Annotated in this window: 22 protein-coding genes; 6 read left to right on the top strand and 16 right to left on the bottom strand. The window is 62.9% G+C overall.

What is annotated here, in order from left to right:
- Nucleotides 1-49 precede the first annotated feature (49 nt).
- From RI103_RS07945 to RI103_RS07935, 3 genes are read left to right on the top strand one after another with little or no spacing between them, the layout of a single operon-like run.
- On the top strand, nt 50-697 hold the full coding sequence (locus RI103_RS07945) for a glutathione S-transferase (protein ID WP_310814794.1): 648 nt from the start codon (nt 50-52) through the stop codon (nt 695-697).
- A gap of 42 nt (nt 698-739) precedes the next feature.
- Nucleotides 740-1,159, top strand: a complete 420-nt coding sequence (locus RI103_RS07940) for a DUF427 domain-containing protein (RefSeq protein WP_310814793.1) — start codon at nt 740-742, stop codon at nt 1,157-1,159.
- Nucleotides 1,160-1,207: 48 nt separating this feature from the next.
- Nucleotides 1,208-1,948: a 3-oxoacyl-ACP reductase family protein gene (locus RI103_RS07935; protein WP_310814792.1), complete on the top strand. Its 741-nt coding sequence runs from the start codon at nt 1,208-1,210 to the stop codon at nt 1,946-1,948.
- A 334-nt stretch (nt 1,949-2,282) separates the two neighbouring features.
- Here the strand turns inward: RI103_RS07935 and guaA are convergent, their stop codons facing one another.
- The 3 genes from guaA to guaB all read right to left on the bottom strand — a co-directional run bounded on the left by guaA (nt 2,283) and on the right by guaB (nt 6,262).
- A complete protein-coding gene (gene guaA / locus RI103_RS07930; RefSeq protein ID WP_310814791.1) occupies nt 2,283-3,866 on the bottom strand; it encodes a glutamine-hydrolyzing GMP synthase in 1,584 nt (527 codons plus the stop codon).
- A gap of 191 nt (nt 3,867-4,057) precedes the next feature.
- On the bottom strand, nt 4,058-4,795 hold the full coding sequence (locus tag RI103_RS07925) for a hypothetical protein (RefSeq protein WP_310814790.1): 738 nt from the start codon (nt 4,793-4,795) through the stop codon (nt 4,058-4,060).
- Between the two features lie 6 nt (nt 4,796-4,801).
- Entirely contained in the window at nt 4,802-6,262 is a 1,461-nt protein-coding gene (gene guaB / locus RI103_RS07920) for an IMP dehydrogenase (RefSeq protein WP_132373943.1), read from the bottom strand.
- A 371-nt stretch (nt 6,263-6,633) separates the two neighbouring features.
- Between guaB and RI103_RS07915 the strand changes: the two genes are divergently transcribed.
- On the top strand, nt 6,634-7,611 hold the full coding sequence (locus RI103_RS07915) for a DMT family transporter (RefSeq protein WP_310814789.1): 978 nt from the start codon (nt 6,634-6,636) through the stop codon (nt 7,609-7,611).
- A 44-nt stretch (nt 7,612-7,655) separates the two neighbouring features.
- On the opposite strand, the gene RI103_RS07910 is transcribed toward RI103_RS07915, so the two are convergent.
- Nucleotides 7,656-7,988: an RnfH family protein gene (locus tag RI103_RS07910; RefSeq protein ID WP_310814788.1), complete on the bottom strand. Its 333-nt coding sequence runs from the start codon at nt 7,986-7,988 to the stop codon at nt 7,656-7,658.
- On the bottom strand, nt 7,985-8,422 hold the full coding sequence (locus RI103_RS07905) for a type II toxin-antitoxin system RatA family toxin (protein ID WP_012433427.1): 438 nt from the start codon (nt 8,420-8,422) through the stop codon (nt 7,985-7,987). Before RI103_RS07905 ends, RI103_RS07910 begins: the two co-directional genes overlap by 4 nt.
- Before the next feature lie 100 nt (nt 8,423-8,522).
- Between RI103_RS07905 and smpB the strand changes: the two genes are divergently transcribed.
- Nucleotides 8,523-8,969, top strand: a complete 447-nt coding sequence (smpB, locus tag RI103_RS07900) for an SsrA-binding protein SmpB (RefSeq protein WP_042323149.1) — start codon at nt 8,523-8,525, stop codon at nt 8,967-8,969.
- Between the two features lie 328 nt (nt 8,970-9,297).
- On the opposite strand, the gene RI103_RS07895 is transcribed toward smpB, so the two are convergent.
- The 3 genes from RI103_RS07895 to ppsA all read right to left on the bottom strand — a co-directional run bounded on the left by RI103_RS07895 (nt 9,298) and on the right by ppsA (nt 13,320).
- Nucleotides 9,298-10,230: an SPFH domain-containing protein gene (locus tag RI103_RS07895; RefSeq protein WP_310814787.1), complete on the bottom strand. Its 933-nt coding sequence runs from the start codon at nt 10,228-10,230 to the stop codon at nt 9,298-9,300.
- 61 nt (nt 10,231-10,291) lie between these two features.
- Entirely contained in the window at nt 10,292-10,747 is a 456-nt protein-coding gene (locus RI103_RS07890) for an NfeD family protein (RefSeq protein WP_310814786.1), read from the bottom strand.
- Nucleotides 10,748-10,914: 167 nt separating this feature from the next.
- The gene (ppsA, locus tag RI103_RS07885; RefSeq protein ID WP_310814785.1) at nt 10,915-13,320 is read right to left on the bottom strand and encodes a phosphoenolpyruvate synthase; all 2,406 of its coding nucleotides are present in this window, start codon (nt 13,318-13,320) and stop codon (nt 10,915-10,917) included.
- 520 nt (nt 13,321-13,840) lie between these two features.
- Between ppsA and RI103_RS07880 the strand changes: the two genes are divergently transcribed.
- Nucleotides 13,841-14,656, top strand: a complete 816-nt coding sequence (locus RI103_RS07880; protein ID WP_012433432.1) for a pyruvate, water dikinase regulatory protein — start codon at nt 13,841-13,843, stop codon at nt 14,654-14,656.
- A 156-nt stretch (nt 14,657-14,812) separates the two neighbouring features.
- Here RI103_RS07880 and RI103_RS07875 read toward each other — a convergent pair whose 3' ends face one another.
- From RI103_RS07875 to bamA, 8 genes are all read right to left on the bottom strand, one after another.
- Nucleotides 14,813-15,598, bottom strand: a complete 786-nt coding sequence (locus RI103_RS07875) for an RNA methyltransferase (RefSeq protein ID WP_310814784.1) — start codon at nt 15,596-15,598, stop codon at nt 14,813-14,815.
- 71 nt (nt 15,599-15,669) lie between these two features.
- Complete coding sequence (gene rnhB / locus RI103_RS07870; protein WP_310814783.1) at nt 15,670-16,413, bottom strand: ribonuclease HII; 744 nt, start codon at nt 16,411-16,413, stop codon at nt 15,670-15,672.
- Entirely contained in the window at nt 16,410-17,579 is a 1,170-nt protein-coding gene (gene lpxB / locus RI103_RS07865) for a lipid-A-disaccharide synthase (RefSeq protein WP_310814782.1), read from the bottom strand. Before lpxB ends, rnhB begins: the two co-directional genes overlap by 4 nt.
- Nucleotides 17,580-17,582: 3 nt before the next feature.
- Nucleotides 17,583-18,371 (bottom strand): acyl-ACP--UDP-N-acetylglucosamine O-acyltransferase, encoded by a 789-nt coding sequence (lpxA, locus tag RI103_RS07860; protein WP_310814781.1) that lies wholly within the window; start codon nt 18,369-18,371, stop codon nt 17,583-17,585.
- Between the two features lie 110 nt (nt 18,372-18,481).
- Nucleotides 18,482-18,946: a 3-hydroxyacyl-ACP dehydratase FabZ gene (gene fabZ / locus RI103_RS07855; protein ID WP_310814780.1), complete on the bottom strand. Its 465-nt coding sequence runs from the start codon at nt 18,944-18,946 to the stop codon at nt 18,482-18,484.
- A gap of 208 nt (nt 18,947-19,154) precedes the next feature.
- Nucleotides 19,155-20,267, bottom strand: a complete 1,113-nt coding sequence (gene lpxD, locus RI103_RS07850) for a UDP-3-O-(3-hydroxymyristoyl)glucosamine N-acyltransferase (protein ID WP_310814779.1) — start codon at nt 20,265-20,267, stop codon at nt 19,155-19,157.
- A 277-nt stretch (nt 20,268-20,544) separates the two neighbouring features.
- Complete coding sequence (locus RI103_RS07845) at nt 20,545-21,066, bottom strand: OmpH family outer membrane protein (RefSeq protein WP_181916899.1); 522 nt, start codon at nt 21,064-21,066, stop codon at nt 20,545-20,547.
- Nucleotides 21,067-21,113: 47 nt separating this feature from the next.
- Complete coding sequence (bamA, locus tag RI103_RS07840) at nt 21,114-23,417, bottom strand: outer membrane protein assembly factor BamA (protein WP_310814778.1); 2,304 nt, start codon at nt 23,415-23,417, stop codon at nt 21,114-21,116.

Here is a 23,417-nt window from a genome sequence, read left to right as displayed (position 1 = left end):
ATTAATCAGGCATCCATATTGATACGAGACATTAGAAAGGATGATGCCAATGACAACCGCCACACCCATACTGTACGAATCGAAAGGCTCTCCGAACGCACGCCGTGTGCGCATTTTCATCGCCGAGAAGGGGATCGACATCCCGATGAAGCCTGTCGACCTGGGCGCCAAAGAACAGTTTTCCGATGCTTACCTCGCAATCAATCCGCGCAGCCAGGTGCCGGCGTTGGTCCTCGCCGACGGCGCCGTCATCGCGGAAGTGCTCGCCATCTGGCGTTATCTGGAAGAAGCGTATCCGCACACCCCGTTGCTGGGCACCACGGCAAAGTCGAAGGCCCTCGTCACGATGTGGGAACGCCGCGCGGAACTGGACGGCTTCGCGCCGGTCATGGAAGGCGTGCGTAACGCGGTCACGGGCCTGAAAGGCCGTGCGCTGTCAGGTCCGCATGCCTATGACCAGATTCCCGAACTGATCGCGCGAAGCAAACAGCGCGTAGCCGACTTCTTCGCCGACTTCAACGAGCGACTCGAGACAGTCCGGTTCGTCGCCGGCGATGATTTCTCCGCAGCGGACATCACGACGCTCGTGACCGTCGACTTCGCCGCCAACGCGCTGAAGATGCGGATTCCAGTCGAACACTCCGCGTTCCAGCGATGGTACGACGAGGTATCCGCCCGGCCGAGCGCCGCCGCATGACGCATTGCACCGGCGCTGAAGCGCCAACTCAAGGAGACACCCATGGTCAGCAATACCACTCCCACCGCCCGGTCAGTGAAGATTCCAGGCAGGGACCATCCGATCACCATCGAACGCAATCCGTCGCGGGTGGTGGTCACGGTGGCCGGAAAGATCATCGTCGATACGCAGGATGCGTTGACGCTGCGCGAAGCCCATTACCCAGCGGTCGTCTACATCCCGCGAAAGGATATCGACATGACCTTGCTCGAGCGCACCGACCACGCGACCTACTGCCCATATAAGGGCGATTGCGCGTACTTCTCGATTCCGGCCGGCGGCGAGCGCGCGGTCAACGCCGTTTGGACCTACGAGAACCCATACGATGCCGTCGCACAAATCCGCAATCACCTCGCGTTCTATCCGGATCGCGTGGATGCGATCGACGAGCGGCCGGCCGCTTCGACAGCGGTCAATCATTAACTGGATTGGTGACGCGGTGAACCGCGCACGGAAACTTTAGGAAATCACATGCCTAACTTAGCTCAAAAAGTGGCACTCGTTACCGGCGGTTCACGCGGCATCGGTGCGGCAATCTCGAAGCGTCTCGCCGCGGATGGAGCGCGGGTGGCCTTGACATATTCGAAGGACGCCAGCGCGGCTTCGGCCGTCGTCAAAGAGATCGAACTCAATGGCGGAAAGGCTATCGCGATCCAGGCCGACGCTACTGACGTCAAAGCTATCGAGGCCGCGGTCGAAAAAACTTTTGCGACCTTCGGTCGGCTGGATGTGCTGGTGAACAATGCCGGCACGGCCATTCCGAAGCCGTTCGAAGACACGACACTGGAGGAGATGGATCGGGTGATCGACATCAACGTCCGCGGCGTGTTCGCTACGACCAAGGCTGCGCTGAAGCACCTTGGCGACGGTGGCCGCATCATCATGATCGGTTCGGCGGTCGGCGAGCGTGCCATTGCGCCCGGACTGGTGCCTTACGCAGCCACGAAGGCAGCCGTCAGGATGTTCACTCAGGCGCTGTCTCGGGAGCTGGGAGGTCGGGGCATCACGGTGAACAACGTCCAGCCGGGTCCGATCGATACAGACCTGAATCCCGCCTCAGGCGATTGGGCGGTGCCGCAGAAGGCAGCCACCGCACTCGGCCGCTATGGGCGCGCTGAGGAAATCGCTGGCATGGTAGCTTTCGTCGCCGGCCCGGAGGCCTCTTACATTACCGGCGCGAATCTTACGGTGGATGGTGGGATGAATGCGTGAGCCTGGGCGCACCTTCGGCCTACGGATTTGAAGACGGGAGAAGTCGGTGCGGACGCGACGGGGAGTTGATCAGCTGTGCGGGATTGCGCGCTCGCCGCTCCATTGGATTTCGCGGCGCCCGATTGTCGACGATCGAAGCCGGAGGCTCACCGCGCCTGACGGCGTGACTGCCGCATATAGCCCCCGCCGATCGGCAACCTTATGGATTTGCTGGCCGGCTTGCGCGCGCAACCGCATGTCTGTGAGCAGACGAAGTGCTCGGACGTATACCGTCAGCCGATACCGTCAGACAGGCTTGACGGTATCGGACAAGGCCGTGCGAGGACGGTCTGAATCATTCCCACTCGATTGTCGCCGGCGGCTTACCCGAGATGTCATACACCACCCGGTTGATGCCGCGCACTTCGTTGATGATCCGGTTCGACACGTGGCCCAACAGTTCGTGCGGCAAATGCGCCCAATGCGCGGTCATGAAGTCCAGCGTCTGCACGGCACGCAATGCGACCACGTATTCATAAGTCCGGCCGTCGCCCATCACGCCAACACTCTTGACCGGCAAAAACACCGCGAACGCCTGGCTCGTCAGATCGTACCAGGACTTGCCGCTTTCCTTGTCGATGAAGGTCCGCAGCGTCTCGATGAAAATCGCGTCCGCACGGCGCAGCAGGTCCGCGAAATCGCGCTTCACTTCGCCGAGAATCCGCACGCCCAGACCCGGGCCCGGGAACGGGTGGCGGTACACCATCGCCGGCGGCAAACCGAGCTTGACGCCGAGTTCGCGCACTTCGTCCTTGAACAGCTCGCGCAACGGTTCGAGCAGCTTCAGATTCAGCGTCTCGGGCAGGCCGCCCACGTTGTGGTGGCTCTTGATGGTCTGCGTGGCCTTCTTGCCCTTGCCGGCCGATTCGATCACGTCCGGATAGATCGTGCCTTGCGCCAGCCACTTCGCGTCGGTCAGCTTGCCGGCTTCGGTCTGGAACACTTCGACGAATTCCGCGCCGATGATCTTGCGCTTCGCTTCCGGATCGGTCACACCGGCCAGCTTGCGCAGGAACACTTCGCTGGCGTCGACGTGAATCACCTTCACGCCGAGGTGATCGGCGAAGGTCGCCATCACCTGCTCGGCTTCGTTCAGGCGCAGCAGGCCATGATCGACGAACACGCAGGTCAGTTGATCGCCGATCGCGCGATGCAGCAGCGCCGCCGCCACCGATGAATCCACGCCGCCCGACAGGCCCAGAATCACGTGCTCCTTACCGACCTGCTCGCGGATCTTAGCGACGGCTTCGTCGATGTAGTGGCCCATTTCCCAATCGGGCTGCGCGCCGCAAATCTGTAGCACGAAGCGTTCGAGCATGGCGCGGCCCTGCACGGTGTGCGTGACTTCCGGGTGCCATTGCAGACCGTAGAAATGGCGCTTTTCGTCGGCCATCGCCGCGATCGGGCACGATTCCGTCGACGCCATCAGCGCGAAGCCCGGCGGCATTTCCAGCACCTTGTCGCCATGGCTCATCCACACCTTCAGCATGCCGTGGCCTTCGGGCGTGGTGAAGTCGCTGATGCCTTCGAGCAGGCTCGTATGATTGCGCGCGCGCACTTCGGCATAACCGAACTCACGCAAATGGCCGATATCGACCTTGCCGCCGAGTTGCTCGGCCATGGCCTGCATGCCGTAGCAGATGCCGAGCACCGGCACGCCGAGTTCGAACACGGCTTGCGGCACGCGCGGCGTATCCGTTTCGGTGACCGAGCTCGGACCACCGGACAGGATCACGCCCTTCGGCGCGAAGTCGCGAATGAACGACGCATCGACGTCGTAGGGATGAATTTCCGAATACACGTTGGCTTCGCGAACGCGACGTGCAATCAGTTGGGTGACTTGCGAACCGAAGTCGAGGATCAGGATCTTGTCATGCATGGCAGCGGACGGAGTCAAAAGAGAGCGGATACGGAATGCCGCGCGCAGGGCGCGGCGTTGAATTCAAAGCGGTCCAGGTGGGGACGATCGAGCATGAAACGTAACGACGCAGCATGTTGGCGCAGGCAATTGCCCGCAGCGCACGCAAACCGGATCCGGATGCTTTGGCGGATGGCGTGGCGCGCAACGCGTCAGCCATGAAACGGCGGCCGGGGCGCGCCGGGCGCATCGGCTGCGCCATTGCGGGCTTCGTCTCGCGCGGCGGCGGCTTCTGCCCGCGCTGCGCGTTCGGACGGCGTCAGACTGGCTTCGTCGACCACCGGATGAAGCGGTGCCCCTGCAACAGGACTCACGGAACCGACAGGCCGCGTAACCGGCACGACGGGCTCGACGACCGGCTCGGCGTGATAGACCGGAAAGCCCGCGGTGACACGGCCCGGCTCGCGCCGGTTGGCCGCGTCTTTCGCGGCGTCTTTGGCAGCCTGCTTCTCGGCGCGCTCGGCAGCGGCGGCTTCAGCGAGCCGCACTCTTTCGCGCCGCCGCACGGCTCCCGCCAAACGCACGCCGCCCAGACCGATCACCAGCAGCACCACGCCGGTCAGCACCGCGACGATCTGACCGAAGCCGGTCAGCTCAGGCGCATGCAAACCTAGCAGCCAGACCAACATCAGCACGCCGGTCAGCCAGTTCACATGACCGACCACCTTGGCGACGGTGGACGTGAGCGCGCCGTCGACCGACGCATGGAAGGCCAGCCACGCCAGCCCGATCAGCGCCACGCCAAACCCCTGGCCGACCAGAGCCGGCTGGGTTTGCACCAGAAGCAGCGCGTTGTACAGCGAAGTCCACGGCGTCAGCAGGAACAGCAGGCCGAACGCAAGCAACAGCAAGGCATCGAGGATGAGTACAGCGCGCAGCAATGGCTTCATTGGCGTTTAGTCCACGTGGTAGTTGGGCGCTTCCTTGGTGATTTGCACATCATGCACATGCGACTCGCGCAAGCCCGCGCCCGTGATCTGCACGAACTCGGCCTTGTCGTTCATCTCGGCGATGGTGCGGCAGCCGCAGTAACCCATGCTGGCGCGCACGCCGCCGATCAGCTGGAAGAGGATCGCGTTGACCGAGCCCTTGTAGGCGACGCGGCCTTCGATACCTTCCGGCACCAGCTTGTCGATATTCGCGGAGTTGTCCTGGAAGTAGCGGTCCGCGGCGCCGTCCTTCATCGCGCCGACCGAGCCCATGCCACGGTAAGACTTGTACTGGCGCCCCTGATACAGGAACACGTCGCCCGGTGCCTCTTCGGTACCGGCGAACATGCTGCCCATCATCACGGCATTCGCGCCCGCCGCCAGCGCCTTGCTGACGTCGCCCGAGAAGCGCACGCCGCCGTCGGCGATGACCGGCACGCCCGTGCCCTTGAGCGCTTCGGAGACGTTGGAAATCGCGGTGACCTGCGGCACGCCCACGCCGGCGACGATCCGCGTCGTGCAGATCGAGCCCGGACCGATACCGACCTTCACGCCGTCCGCACCGTATTCGACGAGCGCCTTGGCGGCCGCCGCGGTGGCGATGTTGCCGCCGATCACTTCGACGTGCGGGAAGTTCCGCTTGACCCACTTGACGCGCTCGAGCACGCCCTGGCTGTGGCCGTGCGCGGTGTCGACGACGATCACGTCGACGCCCGCCTGCACCAGCAGCTCGACGCGCTCTTCGTTGTCCGCGCCGACACCGACCGCCGCGCCCGCGCGCAGCTTGCCGTGTTCGTCTTTACACGCGTCCGGGTGTTCGGTCTGCTTGGTGATGTCCTTGACGGTCATCAGGCCGCGCAGTTCGAATGCGTCGTTGATGACCAGCACGCGCTCCAGCCGGTGGCTGTGCATCAGCGCCTTGGCCTCGGCGAGCGGCGTGCCTTCCTTGACGGTGACGAGGCGCTCGCGCGGCGTCATGATGTTGCGCACCGGTTCGTCCAGACGCTCTTCGAAGCGCAGGTCGCGGTTCGTGACGATGCCGATCAGTTGCGCGCCTTCGACGACCGGGAAGCCCGAAATGCCATGCTGCTGCGACAGCGCGATCACGTCGCGCACTTTCATTTGCGGCGGCACCGTGATCGGATCACGCACGACGCCCGATTCGAAACGCTTGACCTTGGCCACTTCACGCGCCTGTTCGGCTGCGGTGAGATTCTTGTGGATGATGCCCACGCCACCCATTTGCGCCATCGCAATGGCGAGGCGGGCTTCGGTGACGGTGTCCATGGCGGCGGACACGAGCGGCATATTCAGGGAAATGTTGCGGGTCAGCCGGGTCTTGAGGCTGGTGTCGCGCGGCAGAACATCGGAGAAAGCCGGGACGAGGAGCACGTCATCGAACGTGAGTGCTGTTTGGATCAGACGCATGGCAAATCCTATAGGCGCAAAAGCGAATTATACGCGATACCTCCCTGGTTTTCACTGCACTAACAGCAGCTTAGCGAATTTCGGGCGGTTTTTTTCGCGCCATCGGGCCCCTGGATTTCGCTTGGCGGTTCGCCTCAGGTTCGATCGGGTTTCGTTTGCGCGTTCGGGCGCAGCGGGCTACCTCTGGGTCCGGACGCCCGCTCATTCGCGTCGGCACGCGTTCGGCCGGCCGGGCGCGCGAGGTCCGTCGAGCAGAGGAAAACGCGTGCTGAAACCGCACAAAAGCTGCCCGAATGCAGAATCGAACAAGACGCCTGGGCCGCCGACCGGCTATTCTGCCGACCATTCCAGTTTTTTTGCAGGGGCAGTCGATGCAGCGCGGTGTGGCATATGGAGTAATGGCCGGGGCCTTATGGGGAATGGTTTTTCTGGCGCCGCGCGTGCTGCCGGACTTTTCGCCGCTGCTTTTGAGCGCCGGCCGCTACACGATGTACGGCATCGTCTCGCTGGCCGCCGCGCTGCCCATCGCGCGCTCGCTCGTCAAACGCCTCACTCGCGAGGATCTCGGCGCGCTGGTGAAACTGGCGCTGGCCGGCAACCTCCTCTACTACCTGCTGCTGACGGCGGCCGTGCACCTGATCGGCATCGCGCCGGCCTCGCTGATCGTCGGCGTGCTGCCCGTCACGGTGACGCTGCTGGGCCGGCGCGATCACGGCGCGGTGCCGCTCGCACGCCTCGCCTGGCCGCTCGCGATGGTGATGGCGGGCATCGTGTGCATCAACATCGATGTGTTTACGGTGGCGGACAGCACGCCGGTGAGCATCGCCACCAAGCTGACCGGGCTGGCCTGCGCGGTCGGCGCGCTCGGGTGCTGGACGTGGTTCGCGGTCGAAAACGCCCGGTACCTGCAGCGTCAGACGCATTTCAGCGGCAATGAGTGGTCGGTTCTGTGGGGCGTGGTGACGGGCGCGCTCGGCGCGGCGCTGTGGCTCGTCATCGCTGTGCTGCCGGCGGGCGGCCCGCACGGCGAGCTGGCCGACGGCCGCTGGCACACCTTCTGGATGCTCAATCTGGGCCTCGCGATCGGCGCATCGTGGCTCGGCAATGGGCTGTGGAATGCCGCATCGAAACGGCTGCCACTGACGCTCTCCGGCCAGATGATCGTGTTCGAGACGCTCTTCGCGCTGCTTTACGCGTTCATTTATGACCAGCGTCTGCCGCGTCCGCTGGAACTGGCGGCGATTCTATTGCTGGTGGCCGGTGTGTGCTGGTCGGTGCGCCAGCATGCGGACGACGATACGTCCGCGGTCGCGCCGATCAAGAAGAAGGCGCAGGTGTCGGCGTCTTGAGGCAAAGCGCGGCCGAAGAGTCCGCCCGGCCAGGCGAAACCCGCCTATCGCGAATCCTTGTTCTGCCAGCGACGCCCTTCGATCGAACCCGCTTTGCGGGTTTTCTCGACGCGCCGCTGACGCGAAACCTTCGGATCGACCAGCAACGGCCGGTAAATCTCCACGCGATCGTGGTCGGCCAACACCGCGTCTAGCGGCTTGAGCTTACCGAACACGCCCACTTTCTGCGTGCCCAGATCGATCTGCGGGAAACGCCGCAAGATGCCGCTCGCGTCCAGCGCCTGCTGCAGCGTGGCGCCTGCCGGCAATTCCACGGCAATCAGCGCCTGCTCGCCGGCCGACGCGTAGCAGACTTCAATCGACAAGCGCGCGCTCATGCCTTACCGTAGCGCTGGTCGGCGCGCTTCACGAACGATTCGACAAAGGTATTGGCAATGTGATTGAACACCGGGCCAATGATCTTCTCGAGAATGATGTTGGTGAATTCGTAGTGCAGCGCGAATTCGATCTTGCAGGCGTCGGCGCGCAGCGGCGTGAAACGCCAGAAACCGGTGAACTTGCGAAACGGGCCGTCCGCGAATTCCATATCGATGCGCGTGGGCCGCTCCATGCTGTTACGCGTGGCGAAGTGCTGCTTGATGCCCTTGAAGTTGATATCGATCTTCGCCTCCATGCCGGTTTCGTCCCGGCGGCGGATTTCGACTCCCCCGCACCAAGGCAGGAAGTTGGGGTAATCGGCGACGTCGGTGACGAGGTCGAACATCTGTTCCGCCGAATGGCGGATCAACACGGTTTTCTGGACATCTGCCATAAATTGAACAGCGCGTGGCAAGGGTGGACGAGCGCAGCGGGCTTTCCTTGCCCCGCTTTGCTAAAATCGTGATTTTAAACGAGTTGGGCACTTTCCATTCATGAGCATTATCGACAACAGGAAAGCCTTCTACGACTACTCGGTCGAAGAACGCTACGAAGCAGGGCTCGTGCTCGAAGGATGGGAGGTCAAGGCGCTGCGCGCCGGGCGCGGCCAGATCAAGGAAGGTTACGTCGTTATCAAGAATAACGAACTGTTCCTGATCGGCACGCACATCAGCCCGCTGCCCGAAGCCTCGACCCATATCAACCCCGACCCGGTCCGCACGCGCAAGCTGCTCCTGCATAGCGAAGAGATCAGCAAACTGATCGGCAAAGTCGAGCAGCGTGGCTACACGCTGGTGCCGTTGAACTTCCACTACAAGGGCGGCCGCGTTAAGTGCGAGATCGGTCTGGCCAAGGGTAAGAAGCAGCACGACAAGCGCGAGACTGAGAAGAAGCGCGATTGGGAACGTGAAAAGGCGCGTCTGATGCGCTCGCCGAGTTGATCGGACCTTTGGTCTGAGTAGCGGCGGGCGGCGTTGAGATATGCCGCGCTGCGTTTTGCGCCAGTGCGCTCCGATCGACCTGCAAGCGGCGCGCAACCGGGCCCGCAAGCGTTCAAATTGAAGATGGCCCGCATAGCCCGCGGGCCATTTCTTTTTTCAGCAAGTGTGAAAGCGCAGGCCGCGCAACTGGCGCGTTCAGCGTGGTTTGTGCGGTGGACGAAGCCGGCGCGTTGAGTGTGGTCCGCGCGTTGCGCGCAGCCGGCGCGTTGAGCTCAGGCGGCGTAGTCAGCACAGTCGTTGCGTGACCTCAGTCGGCGCACCAGCGCACTCAGCGCACCTCAGTCGCGCCCTTCCCTTTGTTCACGATCGTCAGCGCCGACGCAATCATCGAACTCATATCCGCGAGATTGCCCGGCACGATCAGCGTGGTGCCCTGCTTCGCCAGATTGCCGAACGCGTTCACGTATTGTTCGGCCACCTTGAGATTCACGGCTTCCATCCCGCCATTTGACTGGATCGCCGCCGCGATCTTCTGAATTGCCTGCGAGTTGGCTTCGGCCACGGCCAGAATCGCCGACGCCTGACCTTGCGCCTGGTTGATCGCCGCCTGCCGCTCCCCCTCGGACTTCTGGATCGCCGCCTCACGGCCGCCAGACGCGATATTGATCTGCTCCTGCTTGCGCCCTTCCGAAGCGGCGATGAGCGCGCGCTTCTCGCGCTCGGCGGTGATCTGCGCCTGCATGGCGTGGAGAATTTCCTTGGGCGGCGTCAAATCCTTGATCTCGTAGCGCAGCACCTTCACGCCCCAGTTCGTCGCGGCCTGATCGAGCGACGACACGATGCTGTGATTGATGAAGTCGCGCTCTTCGAACGTCTTGTCGAGTTCGAGCTTGCCGATCACCGAGCGCAGCGTGGTTTGCGACAGCTGCGTGATCGCGAACACGAAGTTGCTCGACCCGTACGACGCCTTCATGGGATCGGTAACCTGAAAGTACAGCACGCCATCCACCTGCAACTGCGTGTTGTCGCGCGTGATACAGACCTGGCTCGGCACCTCGAGCGGAATTTCCTTGAGGATGTGCTTATAAGCGATCCGGTCGACGAACGGAAACGCGAAGCTCAAGCCCGGCGTCAGCGTACGGTGATAACGGCCGAGCCGCTCCAGTACCCAGGCATGCTGCTGCGGCACGATCTTGATGGTTTGCGCCGCCAGTACGATCACGATGATCAGAAGCACCGCCCCGACGATGGTCGAATCCATTACTGCCCTCCGGTCCTTGGTTCGAATAATTGTGTGTGCTGCGCGTATGACGCGTTGGTGCTCAGACCGCGGTGGCCCGAGTGTTCGAATGACGCGCCGCCACGACGACGAGGCAACTGCCGCGCATTTCCGTGATTTCGTAGAGCTGCGCGTCTTCGGGTTCGCCGGCAGCCAGTTCGACATCCCATGCCGCGCCGCGATAATCGGCGCGCGCCCGCCGCTCGTGCCACGCCGGCACGGCCAGCGTCTGACCGATGTCGAGATTGACGTCCGGGTTGCGCGACGCCTCCTTGCGCGTTCGGCGGCCGAACCGCGAACGCCTGAGCAGCAGGACCGCCGCCAGCGCCACCACGGCCGCGACCGCGAACTGCACGTCGGTCGCCGCGCCCGCGAGGTGCGCCAGCGCGGCCGCCACGCAGCCCAACGCGATCATCAGCAGATAGAACGTGCCGCTGAGCAACTCCAGCACGACCAGCACCCCCGCCCCGATCCACCAGAACAATCCACCTGGCGCCACGTCGACCTCCACAAAGCAAAACACCCCGGATCTACCGGGGTGTTTATAGCACGAAGCGAGGGCATTTTAACGGGCGGTGCAGCACGGTTTCACGTGCATTCGACGTGCGCTTGACCTACCGCATCGTGCGTTATGCGTGCCGCTCAGGAAGCGGCACGCCGCTCGACTTACTGCTTCGCCGAGTCTGCCAGTTGCTGCCACGTCTCGATGATCGTATCCGGGTTCAGCGAGATCGACTTGATGCCTTCATCGGTCAGCCATTGCGCGAAGTCCGGATGATCCGACGGGCCCTGGCCGCAAATACCGACGTACTTGTCCAGTCGCAGACACGTGTCGATCGCGCGCTTCAACAGGAACTTGACCGCCGGATCGCGTTCGTCGAAATCCACCGCCAGCAGTTCCATGCCGGAGTCGCGGTCGAGGCCGAGCGTGAGCTGCGTCAGGTCGTTCGAGCCGATCGAGAAGCCGTCGAAGAATTGCAGGAATTCTTCAGCGAGAATCGCGTTCGACGGCACTTCGCACATCATGATCAGGCGCAGGCCATTTTCGCCGCGCTTCAGGCCGTACTTCGCCAGCAGCCCGACCACGCGCTCCGCCTGCTTCAGCGTACGCACGAACGGCACCATGATCTCGACGTTGTCGAGGCCCATCTCTTCACGCACCTTCTTTAGCGCGATGCATTCCATCTGGAACGCTTCAGCGAAGTCGTCGGCGATGTAGCGCGACGCGCCACGGAAACCCAGCATCGGGTTTTCTTCGTCCGGCTCGTAGCGCGAACCGCCGATCAGCTTCTTGTACTCGTTCGACTTGAAGTCCGACAGACGCACGATCACGGGCTTCGGATAGAACGCGGCCGCGATCGTGGCGATGCCTTCGGTCAGTTTGTCGACGTAGAACGCGCGCGGCGATGCGTGACCGCGAGCGACGCTTTCCACGGCCTTTTTCAAGTCCTGATCGATGTTCGGATACTCGAGAATCGCCTTCGGGTGAACGCCGATGTTGTTGTTGATGATGAACTCGAGCCGCGCGAGACCCACGCCTGCGTTCGGCAGTTGCGAGAAGTCGAAGGCCAGTTGCGGGTTGCCCACGTTCATCATGATCTTCACCGGAATCGGCGGCAGTTCGCCGCGCTGCACTTCGGTGATTTCGGTTTCGAGCAGGCCGTCGTAGATCTTGCCTTCGTCGCCTTCCGCGCACGACACCGTAACCAGCGCGCCTTCCTTCAGCACGTCGGTCGCGTCGCCGCAGCCGACCACTGCCGGCACACCCAGTTCACGCGCGATGATCGCCGCGTGGCAGGTGCGGCCACCACGATTCGTGACGATGGCAGAAGCGCGCTTCATGACCGGCTCCCAGTTCGGGTCCGTCATGTCGGCGACCAGCACGTCGCCCGGCTGCACACGGTCCATTTCCGACGGATCGTGAATCACGCGCACCGGACCCGCGCCGATCTTCTGACCGATCGCGCGGCCAGTGGCCAGCACGTTCGATTGACCCTTCAGCTTGAAGCGCTGCTCGGCCTTGCCCGCCGCCTGGCTCTTCACCGTTTCCGGACGCGCCTGCAGGATGAATATCTTGCCGTCGCGGCCGTCCTTACCCCACTCGATGTCCATCGGACGCTCGTAGTGCTTTTCGATGATGACGGCGTATTTGGCCAGCTCGATCACGTCTTCGTCCGTGATCGAGAAGCGGTTGCGCTGCTCGTGCGGCACGTCGACGGTCTTCACGCGGCCTTCTTCGCCGGCTTTGGTGAATTCCATCTTGATCAGCTTCGAGCCGATCGAGCGGCGGATGATCGGGTACTTGCCTTGCGCGAGCGTGGTCTTGTAAACGTAGAACTCGTCCGGATTCACCGCGCCTTGCACCACGGTTTCACCGAGACCATAGCTCGACGTGATGAAGACCGCGTCCTTGAAGCCCGATTCGGTGTCCAGCGTGAACATCACGCCGGCCGCGCCGACGTCCGAGCGCACCATGCGCTGCACGCCCGCCGACAACGCGACTTCAGCGTGAGTGAAGCCCTTGTGCACGCGATAGGAGATGGCACGGTCGTTGTACAGCGACGCGAACACGTGCTTCATGCGATCAAGCACCTCTTCGATGCCGACCACGTTGAGGTAGCTTTCCTGCTGACCCGCGAACGATGCGTCCGGCAAGTCTTCCGCCGTTGCCGACGAACGCACGGCGAACGACAGTTCTTCAGGCGAGCTGTTTTGCAGGGTGTCGAAACCCGCGCGGATGTCGGCCTCGAGCTGCGGCTGGAACGGCGCGTCGACGATCCATTGACGGATTTCCTTGCCCGCTTCGGCAAGCGACTTCACGTCGTCGACGTCGAGCGTCTCGAGACGTTTGGCGATGCGTTCGGTCAGGTTGTTGTGATGCAGGAAGTCGCGGAAAGCCAGTGCCGTAGTGGCGAAACCGGTCGGCACACGCACGCCCGCTTCGGCGAGCTGACTGATCATCTCACCAAGCGACGCGTTCTTGCCACCGACGATTTCCACGTCGGTCATCCGCAACTGCTCGAACGGAACTACATACGCCTTATCCTTTGCGACGGTAACTGCGTTAGTCATACAAGCCCCTAAGTGTGAAAGAAATTCACGGCTGTGCAAGTGGGCTCGAACGCGAGACGCCCATTGGAAGCGTGACCTCGCGTCTTGCACAACCTGTTGGAGAAGCAATCGCTGCACATTGCCCGAAGCGCCGAATGCGCGACGAAGAAGGCGAAAGGGCGAATTTGCCGATCGATCCGCAACGTTCGCCACAAGTTACCGTCCAAAAGCGCGGCGTTGAGCGACCGTTCGCGGCGAGTTAGACGCCAATCGCCTGCAATTGCTTATCCAACAGGTTGCCGCTATTCTACCGTGCCGACTTTGAAAATGTGACAGTCGGACGAGAATTGCGCCTCGAATCGCGCCCCGGACCGGCCAGCGGGCTTTTGCGAGGCCCAGACGCCATCCGGGCGCGGTTGCGGTGCCCACGGCGCACTGGTTGAACGCCGCTGCAGCCTCCGGTTAGCCACCGGGCAGCGTCGTCGCCATAGCGATGTTTCATTCGAGCGCGTTTTTTCGCTCACGTTCCCCAGCCCCACTGATGCCGCCCACCGTATTCATCGTCTCCGACGGTACCGGGATCACTGCCGAAACCTTCGCGCATTCGATCCTCTCCCAGTTCGACCAGAAATTCCGCCTGGTTCGCGTACCCTTCGTCGACTCGACGGAAAAGGCTTACGCCACGCTCGAAAAGATCAACGAAGCGATCGTGCAGGACGGCCGCCGTCCGATCGTCTTCACGACGCTGGTGGACAGCGCGTCGAATCAGATCGTCAAAGGCTCGAATGCGCTCGTGCTGGACATGTTTCAGACCTTCGTCGAGCCGCTCGAACAGGAACTGGAACTGAAGTCGAGCCACGCGATGGGCCGCGGCCACCAGAACGCCGACACCGAGGAGTACAAGAACCGGATCGAGGCGATCAACTTCTCGCTCGCCCACGACGACGGTCAATCGAACCGCAATCTCGCCGACGCCGACGTGATCCTGGTCGGCGTGTCGCGCAGCGGCAAGACGCCGACCAGCCTCTATCTGGCCATGCAATATGGCGTGAAGGCGGCCAACTATCCGCTGATTCCGGAAGATTTCGAGCGCGGGAAATTGCCTACGCCGCTGCTCGCGCATCGGCAGAAAATGTTTGGCTTGTCGATCGATCCGCAGCGGCTTTCGGAGATTCGCAACGAGCGCCGGCCCGGCAGCAAGTACGCCGCGCCGGAGAACTGCCGCTACGAGATCAACGAAGCCGAAGCGATGATGCGGCGTGAAGGGATCAAGTGGTTGTCGTCGACGCACAAATCGATCGAAGAGATCGCCACGACGATCCTGCAGGAAATCAAGCTGGACCGGCCTTCTTATTGAGCCTTTGCCCGTGGGTCGCGCGAGCCCGGTGGTCTTGAGCACGGGCACGCGCGAGAACATGCGTGTTGTCGAGCCACGGCGTGAGCGCGATCTGAGCTCCGCGGCCTGAAACAGACTCGAGCGCAGACGAACGCCGGAGTGCGCACGTCTCCTGCGTCAACTACGCCCGCGCTGCTGGCGGCACTGCTCGAACACGCACACGGCCGCCGCGGCCGCCACATTCAGCGACTCCATGCCGCCCGGCTGGGGAATCGTCACTCGCAACGAGACCGCGTCGCGCCAGATCGGCGAAACGCCCGCCCCTTCGTTGCCGAATACCCACGCGAGCGGCCCGCTCAGATCGCAATCGTAGATCGCCTCGGCGCCGTGCGAGTCCGTGATCACGATCGGCAGCGCGAGACGCTCGATCAACGCCTGCGCTTCCACATCTTCATGAATCTGTAGCAGGAAGTGCGCGCCCATGCCCGAGCGCAAGACTTTCGACGACCACGCGTAGGCCGTGCCCGGCGCGCAGAACACCTGCTGGATGCCCGCGGCCGCCGCGCTGCGCAGAATCGAGCCGACGTTGCCCGCGTCCTGCACGCCATCGAGGACGAGGCAGGTTTGCGTGACCGTGTCGGGTAGCGGCGCCTCGAGCTTTTCGACCAGCAGCAGAATGCCGACGCCATGCACGACATTCGACAACTGCCCGAACAACGCGTCCGGCAGCGTCACGAGACGGTGATCTTCGATGCGCGAAACGATCGCCTGCGCTTCGTCGTGGCGCAGCGCGCCATCAGTGACGATGCACATTTCCGGTTGCCCGGCGACGTCGAGATACGCGCTCGCGAGATGGAACCCTTCGAGCAGCGCGTGGCCGCTCTTGCGTTGTTGATGCGTCGAGCCGGCCAGTGCCTTCAGGCGCTTGTAGAGCGGATTGTCCCGCGAGGTGATGGCTTTCACAGGCAGCGAAGGCAGTGAGAATGAGGAAAGGGTGAGTCACACGCGGCGCTCATTAAGCGCCTGTGTATCGTTCAGAAGGCGTTGCGTTCGCCAAAAGCGTCGTCGTCGAGCATCACTTCGGACACGACGATCACGTCACCGGCCGGCAGCGGCACGCCCGTGCCGAAGCGCAGATGCGCTTCACGCACCGGCGCGAACGAGCGCCGATGATGCTCGCAAGGCCCATGCTCGCGCAGCGCCGCGAGATGCTGCGGCGTGCCGTACCCGGCATGCGCGTTGAAGCCGTACACAGGATACGTCTGATGCAATTCGAGCAGCATCCGGTCACGCGTGACCTTGGCAAGAATCGACGCCGCTGAAATGCTCTTGACGAGCGCGTCGCCGCCAATCACCGCCTCGCTGCGCACGCTCAGCGTCGGACAGCGATTGCCGTCGATTTTCACGAGCGTCGGCACGACGGATAAGCCTTCCACGGCGCGCTTCATGGCCAGCATGGTGGCGTGCAGGATATTCAGCGAATCGATTTCTTCGACGGTTGCCGAAGCGATGCAGTAAGCCAGCGCCCGGTCGACGATCTTGTCGTACAGTTCGTCGCGCTTTTTCGCGGTCAGCACTTTGGAATCGTCGAGGCCGCGAATCATCGGTTTGGACGGATCGAAAATCACCGCCGCAGCCACGACCGGGCCGGCCAGCGGGCCGCGCCCTGCTTCGTCGACGCCGCAGACGACGTCGTCCGGCGTCTCGAAGTTCAGGCCGACCTGTTGCGCCGCCGCTCCGGCAACGGTTTTGCGGCGAGGTGCGCGTGCAGCGGTCACGGCCGCGCCTTCCGGTTTTCGATGACGCTCGCCACGACTTCCGCCGCGCGCTGCGCGGTATTCTGCTTCAGCACGTGATGCATCTCCGTGAAGATTTCCGTCAGCGTGCGCCGGTTGGCCTCGTCGCGCAACTGTTTCAGCGTGGCTTCGGCCAGCGCCTGCGGCGTGGCGAAGTGCTGCAGGATCTCCGGCACCACGAAGCGCCCCGCCAGGATGTTCGGCAGGCCGACATACGGCAGATAGCCTTGGCGGCGCATGATCTGGCCGGTCAGCCAGGGCACCTTGTATGAGATCACCATCGGCTTTTTCAGCAGCGCCGCTTCGAGCGTCACGGTGCCGCTCTTCACGAGGATCGCGTCGGCGGCGGTCATGGCGAGTTGCGCCTGGCCGTCGGTAATGGTCAGCGCGAGGCCGGGGTGCGAATCGACCAGCGGCCGCAGCATCTCGCGCAATGCCGGCGTGGCCGCCGGCATCACGAAGCGCAGACTCGGCTCCTGGTGCTGCATCATTTCCATCGCGGCAAAAAACGTCGGCCCGATCAGGTCGATCTCCGAGCGCCGGCTGCCCGGCAGTACCGCGATGATCGGCCCGTCTTCGGCGAGACCCAGCGTTCGGCGTGCGCCGAGCGTGTCCGGCACGAGCGGAATTTCGTCGGCGAGCGGATGGCCCACGTACGATGCCGCGACGCCCGCCTTCTCCAGCAGCGCCGTTTCGAACGGGAACACGCACAGCATGTGGTCGACCGCCTTGGCGATCTTCTTGATGCGGCCGCCGCGCCACGCCCAGATGGACGGGCACACGAAGTGAACAGTCGGAATGCCCGCGTCGCGCAACGGATGCTCGAGCCCGAAGTTGAAATCGGGCGCATCCACGCCGACGAACACTGACGGCGGCTCGGCCAGCAACTGCCGCTTCAGCTCGTTGCGAATGCCGAGGATGCCGGGAATGTGCTTCAGTGCCTCGACATAACCGCGCACCGACAGCTTTTCCATGGGGAAGTGGGCGTCGAAGCCCGTGGCGATCATGCGCGGGCCGCCGATCCCATAGTACTGGGTGCCGGCAGGCAGACGGCTCGCGAGGCCGTCGAGCAGCGAGGCCGCCAGCAGGTCGCCGGACGGCTCGCCGGCCACCATCGCGACGCGCAATGGATTGGGTTGCAATGCCATCGGTTAGCGGATGATGCCGCGTTGCGACGCTTCGACGAACGCGAGCAGCGTCTGCACCGGCGCATCGCCATCGCCACCCGCGGACGCGAGTTCGCGCAGCTGCACCTTCGCCTCTTCCAGCGACAGGCCGTTCTTGTACAGCACGCGGTACGCCGCGCGCAGCGCCGAGATCGCGTCCGGCGAGAAACCGCGGCGGCGCAGACCTTCCACATTGATGCCGTGCGGCTCGGCCTTGTTGCCCGCGGCGATCACGAACGGCGGAATGTCCTGCACCAGCGCCGAAGCGCCGCCCAGCATGGAATGCGCACCGATGCGCACGAACTGATGCACGCCCGACATGCCGCCGATGATCGCATGGTCGCCGATCGTCACGTGGCCGGCCATCTGCGCATTGCTCGACAGAATGACGTTGTTGCCGACGTGGCAATCGTGCCCGATGTGCACGTACGCCATGATCCAGTTGTCGTCGCCGAGCGTGGTGACGCCCGCGTCCTGCATCGTGCCGGTGTGGATCGTGGTGAACTCGCGGATGGTGTTGCGGTTGCCGACCACGAGCCGGGTCGGCTCGTCCTTGTACTTCATGTCCTGCGGACGGCCGCCAACCGATGCGTAGTGGCCGATCCGGTTGTCTTCGCCGAGCGTGGTGTGACCTTCGATCACGCTGTGCGAACCGACCGTGGTCCGCGCGCCGATCGTCACATGTGCGCCGATCACGGCATACGGTCCGACCTCGACGGATTCGTCGAGTTGTGCGCCCGGTTCGACGATCGCAGTGGGATGAATCCTGCTCATGCGTCCTCGCTTGTGATTCTGTTGCGTTGTCTGGATGGGCATCTGGCGGGAGGTCAGCGCGCATGCGACGCCGCCGACCGCCCGGACGCTGGCTTAAAGCGCCAGGCGCGTTAAGCGTCCTTGTCCGTGTGCCGTACCGCGCACATCAGGTCGGCTTCCGCCGCGACCACGCCATCCACTTCGGCGCGCGCCTTGAACTTCCAGATGCCGCGCATGTGACGCTCGAACGTGCAGTTAAGGATCAGCTGATCGCCCGGTTCGACCACGCGCTTGAAGCGCGCGTCGTCGATGCCGACGAACAGATACAGCGTGTTCGACGGGTCGCTCGGCTCTTCCGAAAACGTCAGCAGAGCCGCCGTTTGCGCGAGCGCTTCGAGAATCAGCACGCCCGGCATCACCGGACGCGTCGGGAAATGACCCTGGAAATACGGTTCGTTGATCGACACGTTCTTCAACGCTTTGATGCTCTTGTGCGGCTCGAGTTCGAGCACCCGGTCGACCAGCAGGATCGGGTAACGATGGGGCAGCAGCGTGAGAATCTTATGAATGTCGAGATTGATTTTTTCGGTGCTCATGGTGTTTCTGCTCACGCATTGACTGCGCGGTGATGACTGCGGATGCTGGTGCAGGTGGGTTGGTAACGCGTGCTGCCGGCGCTCGCCGTGACCCGGCGGCCGCGCCACCCGGCCACGGCAACCGACTTTGCTTCCTGATGCTTGCCCGCCATTTTACGCGGTGCCGGCAGGTTGCCCTGCGATTTGCTTAGCCAGTTGCCTTGCTGTTTCAGACTTTATCGCCTGCGGCCTTGCCTGCCGCGTTGGCGGCCGGGCTGTCCTGCTGCTCAGCCGCGGCGTTTTCAAGCGCCTTGATACGATCGCGGAGTTTGCCGATGTTGCGCAGCAGAGCCGCGCTCTTGTTCCAGTCTGCATTGTTCACAGCTGGGAAGGCACTGGTGTACATACCAGGCTTCAACAACGATTTCGAGACGCCGGACTGCGCCGTGACGATCACATAGTCGGCCAGCGTGACGTGCCCCGCAATCCCGACGGCGCCGCCGATCATGCAATGACGTCCGATCGTCGTGCTGCCCGCGATGCCCGCGCAGCCGGCGATCACCGTGTAGGCGCCGACCTTGCAATTGTGGCCGATCTGCACGAGGTTATCGATCTTCACGCACTCTTCGATGATCGTGTCGGCCATGGCGCCACGGTCGATGGTGGTGTTCGCGCCGATTTCCACGTCCGCCGCGATCGACACGCCGCCGACCTGCGGAATCTTCACCCAGCTACCGGTACGTGCCTCACCCTCGCCGATGAAATCCGGTGCGAAGCCGAAACCGTCCGAGCCGATCACCGCGCCGGCGTGCACGATCACGCGCTCGCCGAGCTTGCAACCGTGGTACACGGCGACATTCGGATAAAGGTGCGAGCCCGCGCCGATGCGCGTGCCGCGGCCGATCACGACATTGGCGTCGAGCCGAACGTTTTCGCCGATCACCGCGCCTGCTTCCACCGTGACGTGCGGACCGATCACCGCGCTCGCGGCAATCTGCGCCGACGGGTCGATGCTCGCGCTCGGATGCACGCCGGGGACTGCCTTGGGTGCGGCCAGGTCGATGAAAGTTTGCGCGACGCGCGCGAAGTAAGCATACGGATTCGGCGTGACGATGAAGTTACGATTCTCGCGGGAAGCGAGCTTGGCGAGGTCGTCGGCGTTGATCAACACCGCGCCCGCACGGGTCGTTTCGACCTGCGAAAGGTACTTCGGATTGGCGAGGAACGCCAGCTGGTCCGGGCCTGCCTGGTCGAGCGGCGCGAGGCCGCCGACGCGCTGCGAACCGTCTCCGACTACTTCACCGCCGAACCGTTGGACGATGTCCTCGAGCGTAAATGCCATGCCTATCCTGTCTCCTGTGTCGATCCGAGTTAGCGCTTTAGCGCTTACTCGGATCCCATGCAAAGCTGTCGACCAGAGTTGGCGCTTTAGCGCTTACTCTGGTCCCATGCAAAGCTGTCGACCCGAGTTAGCGCTTTAGCGCTTACTCCTATCCCATGCAAAGCTGTCGACCCGAGTTGGCGCATCACCGCCTTACTCCGATCCCATGCAAGATGGTCGCTGCTGTTAGTCCAACTTGTCAGTTCTACTGCCGGGCCATCCCGCTCGGCAACCACGTTCAATTACCCGAAGCCGCCAGTGCCTTCAGCACCTGATCGGTGATATCGATGCGCGGGCTCACATACACTGCTTCCTGAACGATCAGATCGTAATGCTGCGCCTCGGCGATCTGCTTGATCACCTTGTTGGCCCGGTCGAGCACCGCCGCCAGCTCTTCATTGCGGCGCTGGTTCAGGTCTTCACGAAACTCGCGTTGCTTGCGCTGGAAGTCCGTGTCCAGTTGCGACAGATCGCGCTGCTTTTGCGCGCGATCTGCGGGCGACATGGACGCGCCGTTCTTGTCGAGGGAATCGGACATCGACTTCAGCTTCTGCGCCATGTCGGCAAGGTCCTTGTCACGCTTGGCGAACTCGGCCTCGAGCTTGACCTGCGCGGCCTTCGCGGCAGCGGATTCGCGCAGGATACGGTCGGAATTCACCGCCGCGATCCTGGCCTCCTGCCCATGGGCGACCCCGACACCCAAGGTCATCGCCAGCGCCAGCGCGCACGCCACACGTTTCGAAAACATACCGGTTAGCAAAGTCATCCTCTCGATACTGTAGTTTGGCCGGGCCGTCTGCAGCCAGATCAGAATGCCGTCCCGATCTGGAACTGGAATTTCTGATACTGGTCGCCGGTGTGCTTCGTGAGCGGGAAGCCCAGGCTGAGCTTGAGCGGGCCGATCGGCGAGATCCACGCCAGACCGACACCATAGCCGTAACGCAGGCCGTTGGCGCCGATGCTGTTACCTTCCGTACCCCAGACGTTACCGCCGTCGAGGAACGTGAAGACCCGCAGCGTGCGGTCGTAGCCCGTGCCCGGCAGCGGGAACGTCAATTCGATGTTACCCACCAGCAGCTTGGAGCCGCCGATCGGGTCGTTCGTCTTGGCGTCGCGCGGACCCAGCGAGCTCGGCTCGTAGCCCCGCACCGAACCGATACCGCCCGCGTAGTAGTTCTTGAAAATCGGATAAGGCTTGCCGCCGAGGCCGTTACCGTAACCGCCCTGGAAGTTGAAGCCCAGCACGAAGCCGCGCGCAAACGAATAATAGTACTGCGCGTTGATGTCGGCCTTGTAGTACTGCGTGCCGCCGATCGGCGTGCCGTACTCGGCGTTCGCCTGCGTGAAGTAGCCGCGGCTCGGCACCAGTGCGCTGTCACGCGCGTCGCGCGACCAGCCCACCGTGATCGGCACGTTGTTCGACACGCGGCCGAAATTGTTCACGTAGTCGATGTAGCTTTGCGGCGTGTTCGCGTCGACGTCCAGCTGGTTCTGCTCGAGGCCGGCACCGAAGTACACGGTGTCGACTTCCGAGAACGGAATACCGAACTTCAGGTCGCCGCCGATCGTGACGATCTTGAAGCTCGAATCCGTCGAGTAGTACAGCGGCTGGTACGTACGGTAATAAACGTCCGTAATGCGCTTGATGCCGTCGACCGTGAAGTACGGGTCGACCTGCGTGACCGTCAGCGTACGGTACGTCTTCGCGGTATTCACGTTCACCGAGAGACTCGTGCCCGAGCCGAACACGTTGTCCTGCGACACGCCGGCCGAGAGCACCACCTTGTCGGTCGACGAGAAGCCCGCACCCAGCGTGATCGCGCCAGTCGGCTTTTCGGCCACCTTGACGTCCACATCCACCTGGTCCGGCGTGCCTTCCACCGGCACCGTGGTCACGTCGACATCCGTGAAGTAGCCGAGACGGTTGATCCGGTCTTTCGACAGCGCGAGGCGGTTCGAATCGAACCACGAGCTTTCGAGCTGGCGCATTTCGCGGCGCACCACTTCGTCACGGGTACGCGTGTTGCCGACCACGTTGATGCGGCGCACGTAGACGCGGCGGCTCGGGTCCACCTGCAGCGTCAGGTCGACCTTGTGGTTGGCCTGATCGATCTGCGGCTGCGCATTGACAGTGGCGAACGCATAGCCGTATTCGCCGAGCTTGTCGACGATAGCCTTGGTGGTGGCTTGCAGCTTTTCAGCCGAGAAGCGGTCACCCGGTTTGATCTTGATGAGCTTGGCCAGCTCCGGCTCGCGGTCGAGCAGATTGCCCGCCAGCTTGATGTTCGAAATCGTGTACGGCTCGCCTTCGTGCAGCGTGACCGTCAGATACATGTCCTTCTTGTCCGGCGAGATCGACACCTGCGTCGAGTCGATGTTGAACTCGAGGTAGCCGCGATTCAGGTAATACGAGCGGACGTTTTCGAGGTCGCCGGTGAGCTTGTCTTTCGCGTACAGGTCGTTCTTCGTGTACCACGAGAACCAGTTCGGCGTGGACAACTGCATTTCGTCGCGCAGCGTACCCGTGCTGAACGCCTTGTTGCCGATGAAGTTGATCTGGCGGATCTTCGCGCTCGGACCTTCGGCCACCGCGAACAGCACGGCCACACGGTTGCGGTCGATCGGCGTGATCGTGGTGGTGACTTCAGCGGCGTAGTAGCCCCGTGTCAGATACTGACGCTTCAGTTCCTGCTCGGCTTTGTCGACCAGCGCCTTGTCGTAGTAACGGCCTTGCGACAAACCCACGGCGCGCAGCGCCTTGGTCAGGTTGTCCTTGTCGAACTCATGAATGCCGGCGAAGTCGATCGTGCCGATGGCCGGACGTTCCAGCACCTGCACGATGACGACGTTGCCTTCGGTCGCGATCTTGACGTCGTTGAAGAAGCCCGTGGCATACAGGGCGCGGATGGCCTCCGATGCCTTGTCGTCGCTGAAAGTGTCGCCTTGCTTGATGGGCAGATACGCGAACACGGTACCAGGTTCGACGCGTTGCAATCCCTCGATCCGGATGTCTTGCACCACGAAGGGCGTCGTTGCGTGAGCAACCAGCCCATGCGCGGCGAATGCCGCGGCTATAACCGTCTTTGGAACAAAGCGATGAGGTTTAAACAA

It is taken from the genome of Paraburkholderia sp. FT54, from assembly GCF_031585635.1.
Taxonomy (GTDB): Bacteria; Pseudomonadota; Gammaproteobacteria; order Burkholderiales; family Burkholderiaceae; genus Paraburkholderia.
This window is presented reverse-complemented; position numbering and strand designations above follow the sequence as displayed.

Bases quoted from the DNA above. Each gene is read 5' to 3' on its own strand.
- lpxB (WP_310814782.1), bottom strand. From the start codon at position 17,579: ATGGCATTGCAACCCAATCCATTGCGCGTCGCGATGGTGGCCGGCGAG.
- ppsA (WP_310814785.1), bottom strand. From the start codon at position 13,320: ATGACTAACGCAGTTACCGTCGCAAAGGATAAGGCGTATGTAGTTCCG.
- RI103_RS07915 (WP_310814789.1), top strand. From the start codon at position 6,634: ATGCAGCGCGGTGTGGCATATGGAGTAATGGCCGGGGCCTTATGGGGA.
- RI103_RS07945 (WP_310814794.1), top strand. From the start codon at position 50: ATGACAACCGCCACACCCATACTGTACGAATCGAAAGGCTCTCCGAAC.
- RI103_RS07880 (WP_012433432.1), top strand. From the start codon at position 13,841: ATGCCGCCCACCGTATTCATCGTCTCCGACGGTACCGGGATCACTGCC.
- RI103_RS07925 (WP_310814790.1), bottom strand. From the start codon at position 4,795: ATGAAGCCATTGCTGCGCGCTGTACTCATCCTCGATGCCTTGCTGTTG.
- guaA (WP_310814791.1), bottom strand. From the start codon at position 3,866: ATGCATGACAAGATCCTGATCCTCGACTTCGGTTCGCAAGTCACCCAA.
- RI103_RS07910 (WP_310814788.1), bottom strand. From the start codon at position 7,988: ATGAGCGCGCGCTTGTCGATTGAAGTCTGCTACGCGTCGGCCGGCGAG.
- fabZ (WP_310814780.1), bottom strand. From the start codon at position 18,946: ATGAGCACCGAAAAAATCAATCTCGACATTCATAAGATTCTCACGCTG.
- lpxA (WP_310814781.1), bottom strand. From the start codon at position 18,371: ATGAGCAGGATTCATCCCACTGCGATCGTCGAACCGGGCGCACAACTC.
- RI103_RS07895 (WP_310814787.1), bottom strand. From the start codon at position 10,230: ATGGATTCGACCATCGTCGGGGCGGTGCTTCTGATCATCGTGATCGTA.
- RI103_RS07940 (WP_310814793.1), top strand. From the start codon at position 740: ATGGTCAGCAATACCACTCCCACCGCCCGGTCAGTGAAGATTCCAGGC.
- lpxD (WP_310814779.1), bottom strand. From the start codon at position 20,267: ATGGCATTTACGCTCGAGGACATCGTCCAACGGTTCGGCGGTGAAGTA.
- guaB (WP_132373943.1), bottom strand. From the start codon at position 6,262: ATGCGTCTGATCCAAACAGCACTCACGTTCGATGACGTGCTCCTCGTC.
- RI103_RS07905 (WP_012433427.1), bottom strand. From the start codon at position 8,422: ATGGCAGATGTCCAGAAAACCGTGTTGATCCGCCATTCGGCGGAACAG.
- RI103_RS07935 (WP_310814792.1), top strand. From the start codon at position 1,208: ATGCCTAACTTAGCTCAAAAAGTGGCACTCGTTACCGGCGGTTCACGC.
- smpB (WP_042323149.1), top strand. From the start codon at position 8,523: ATGAGCATTATCGACAACAGGAAAGCCTTCTACGACTACTCGGTCGAA.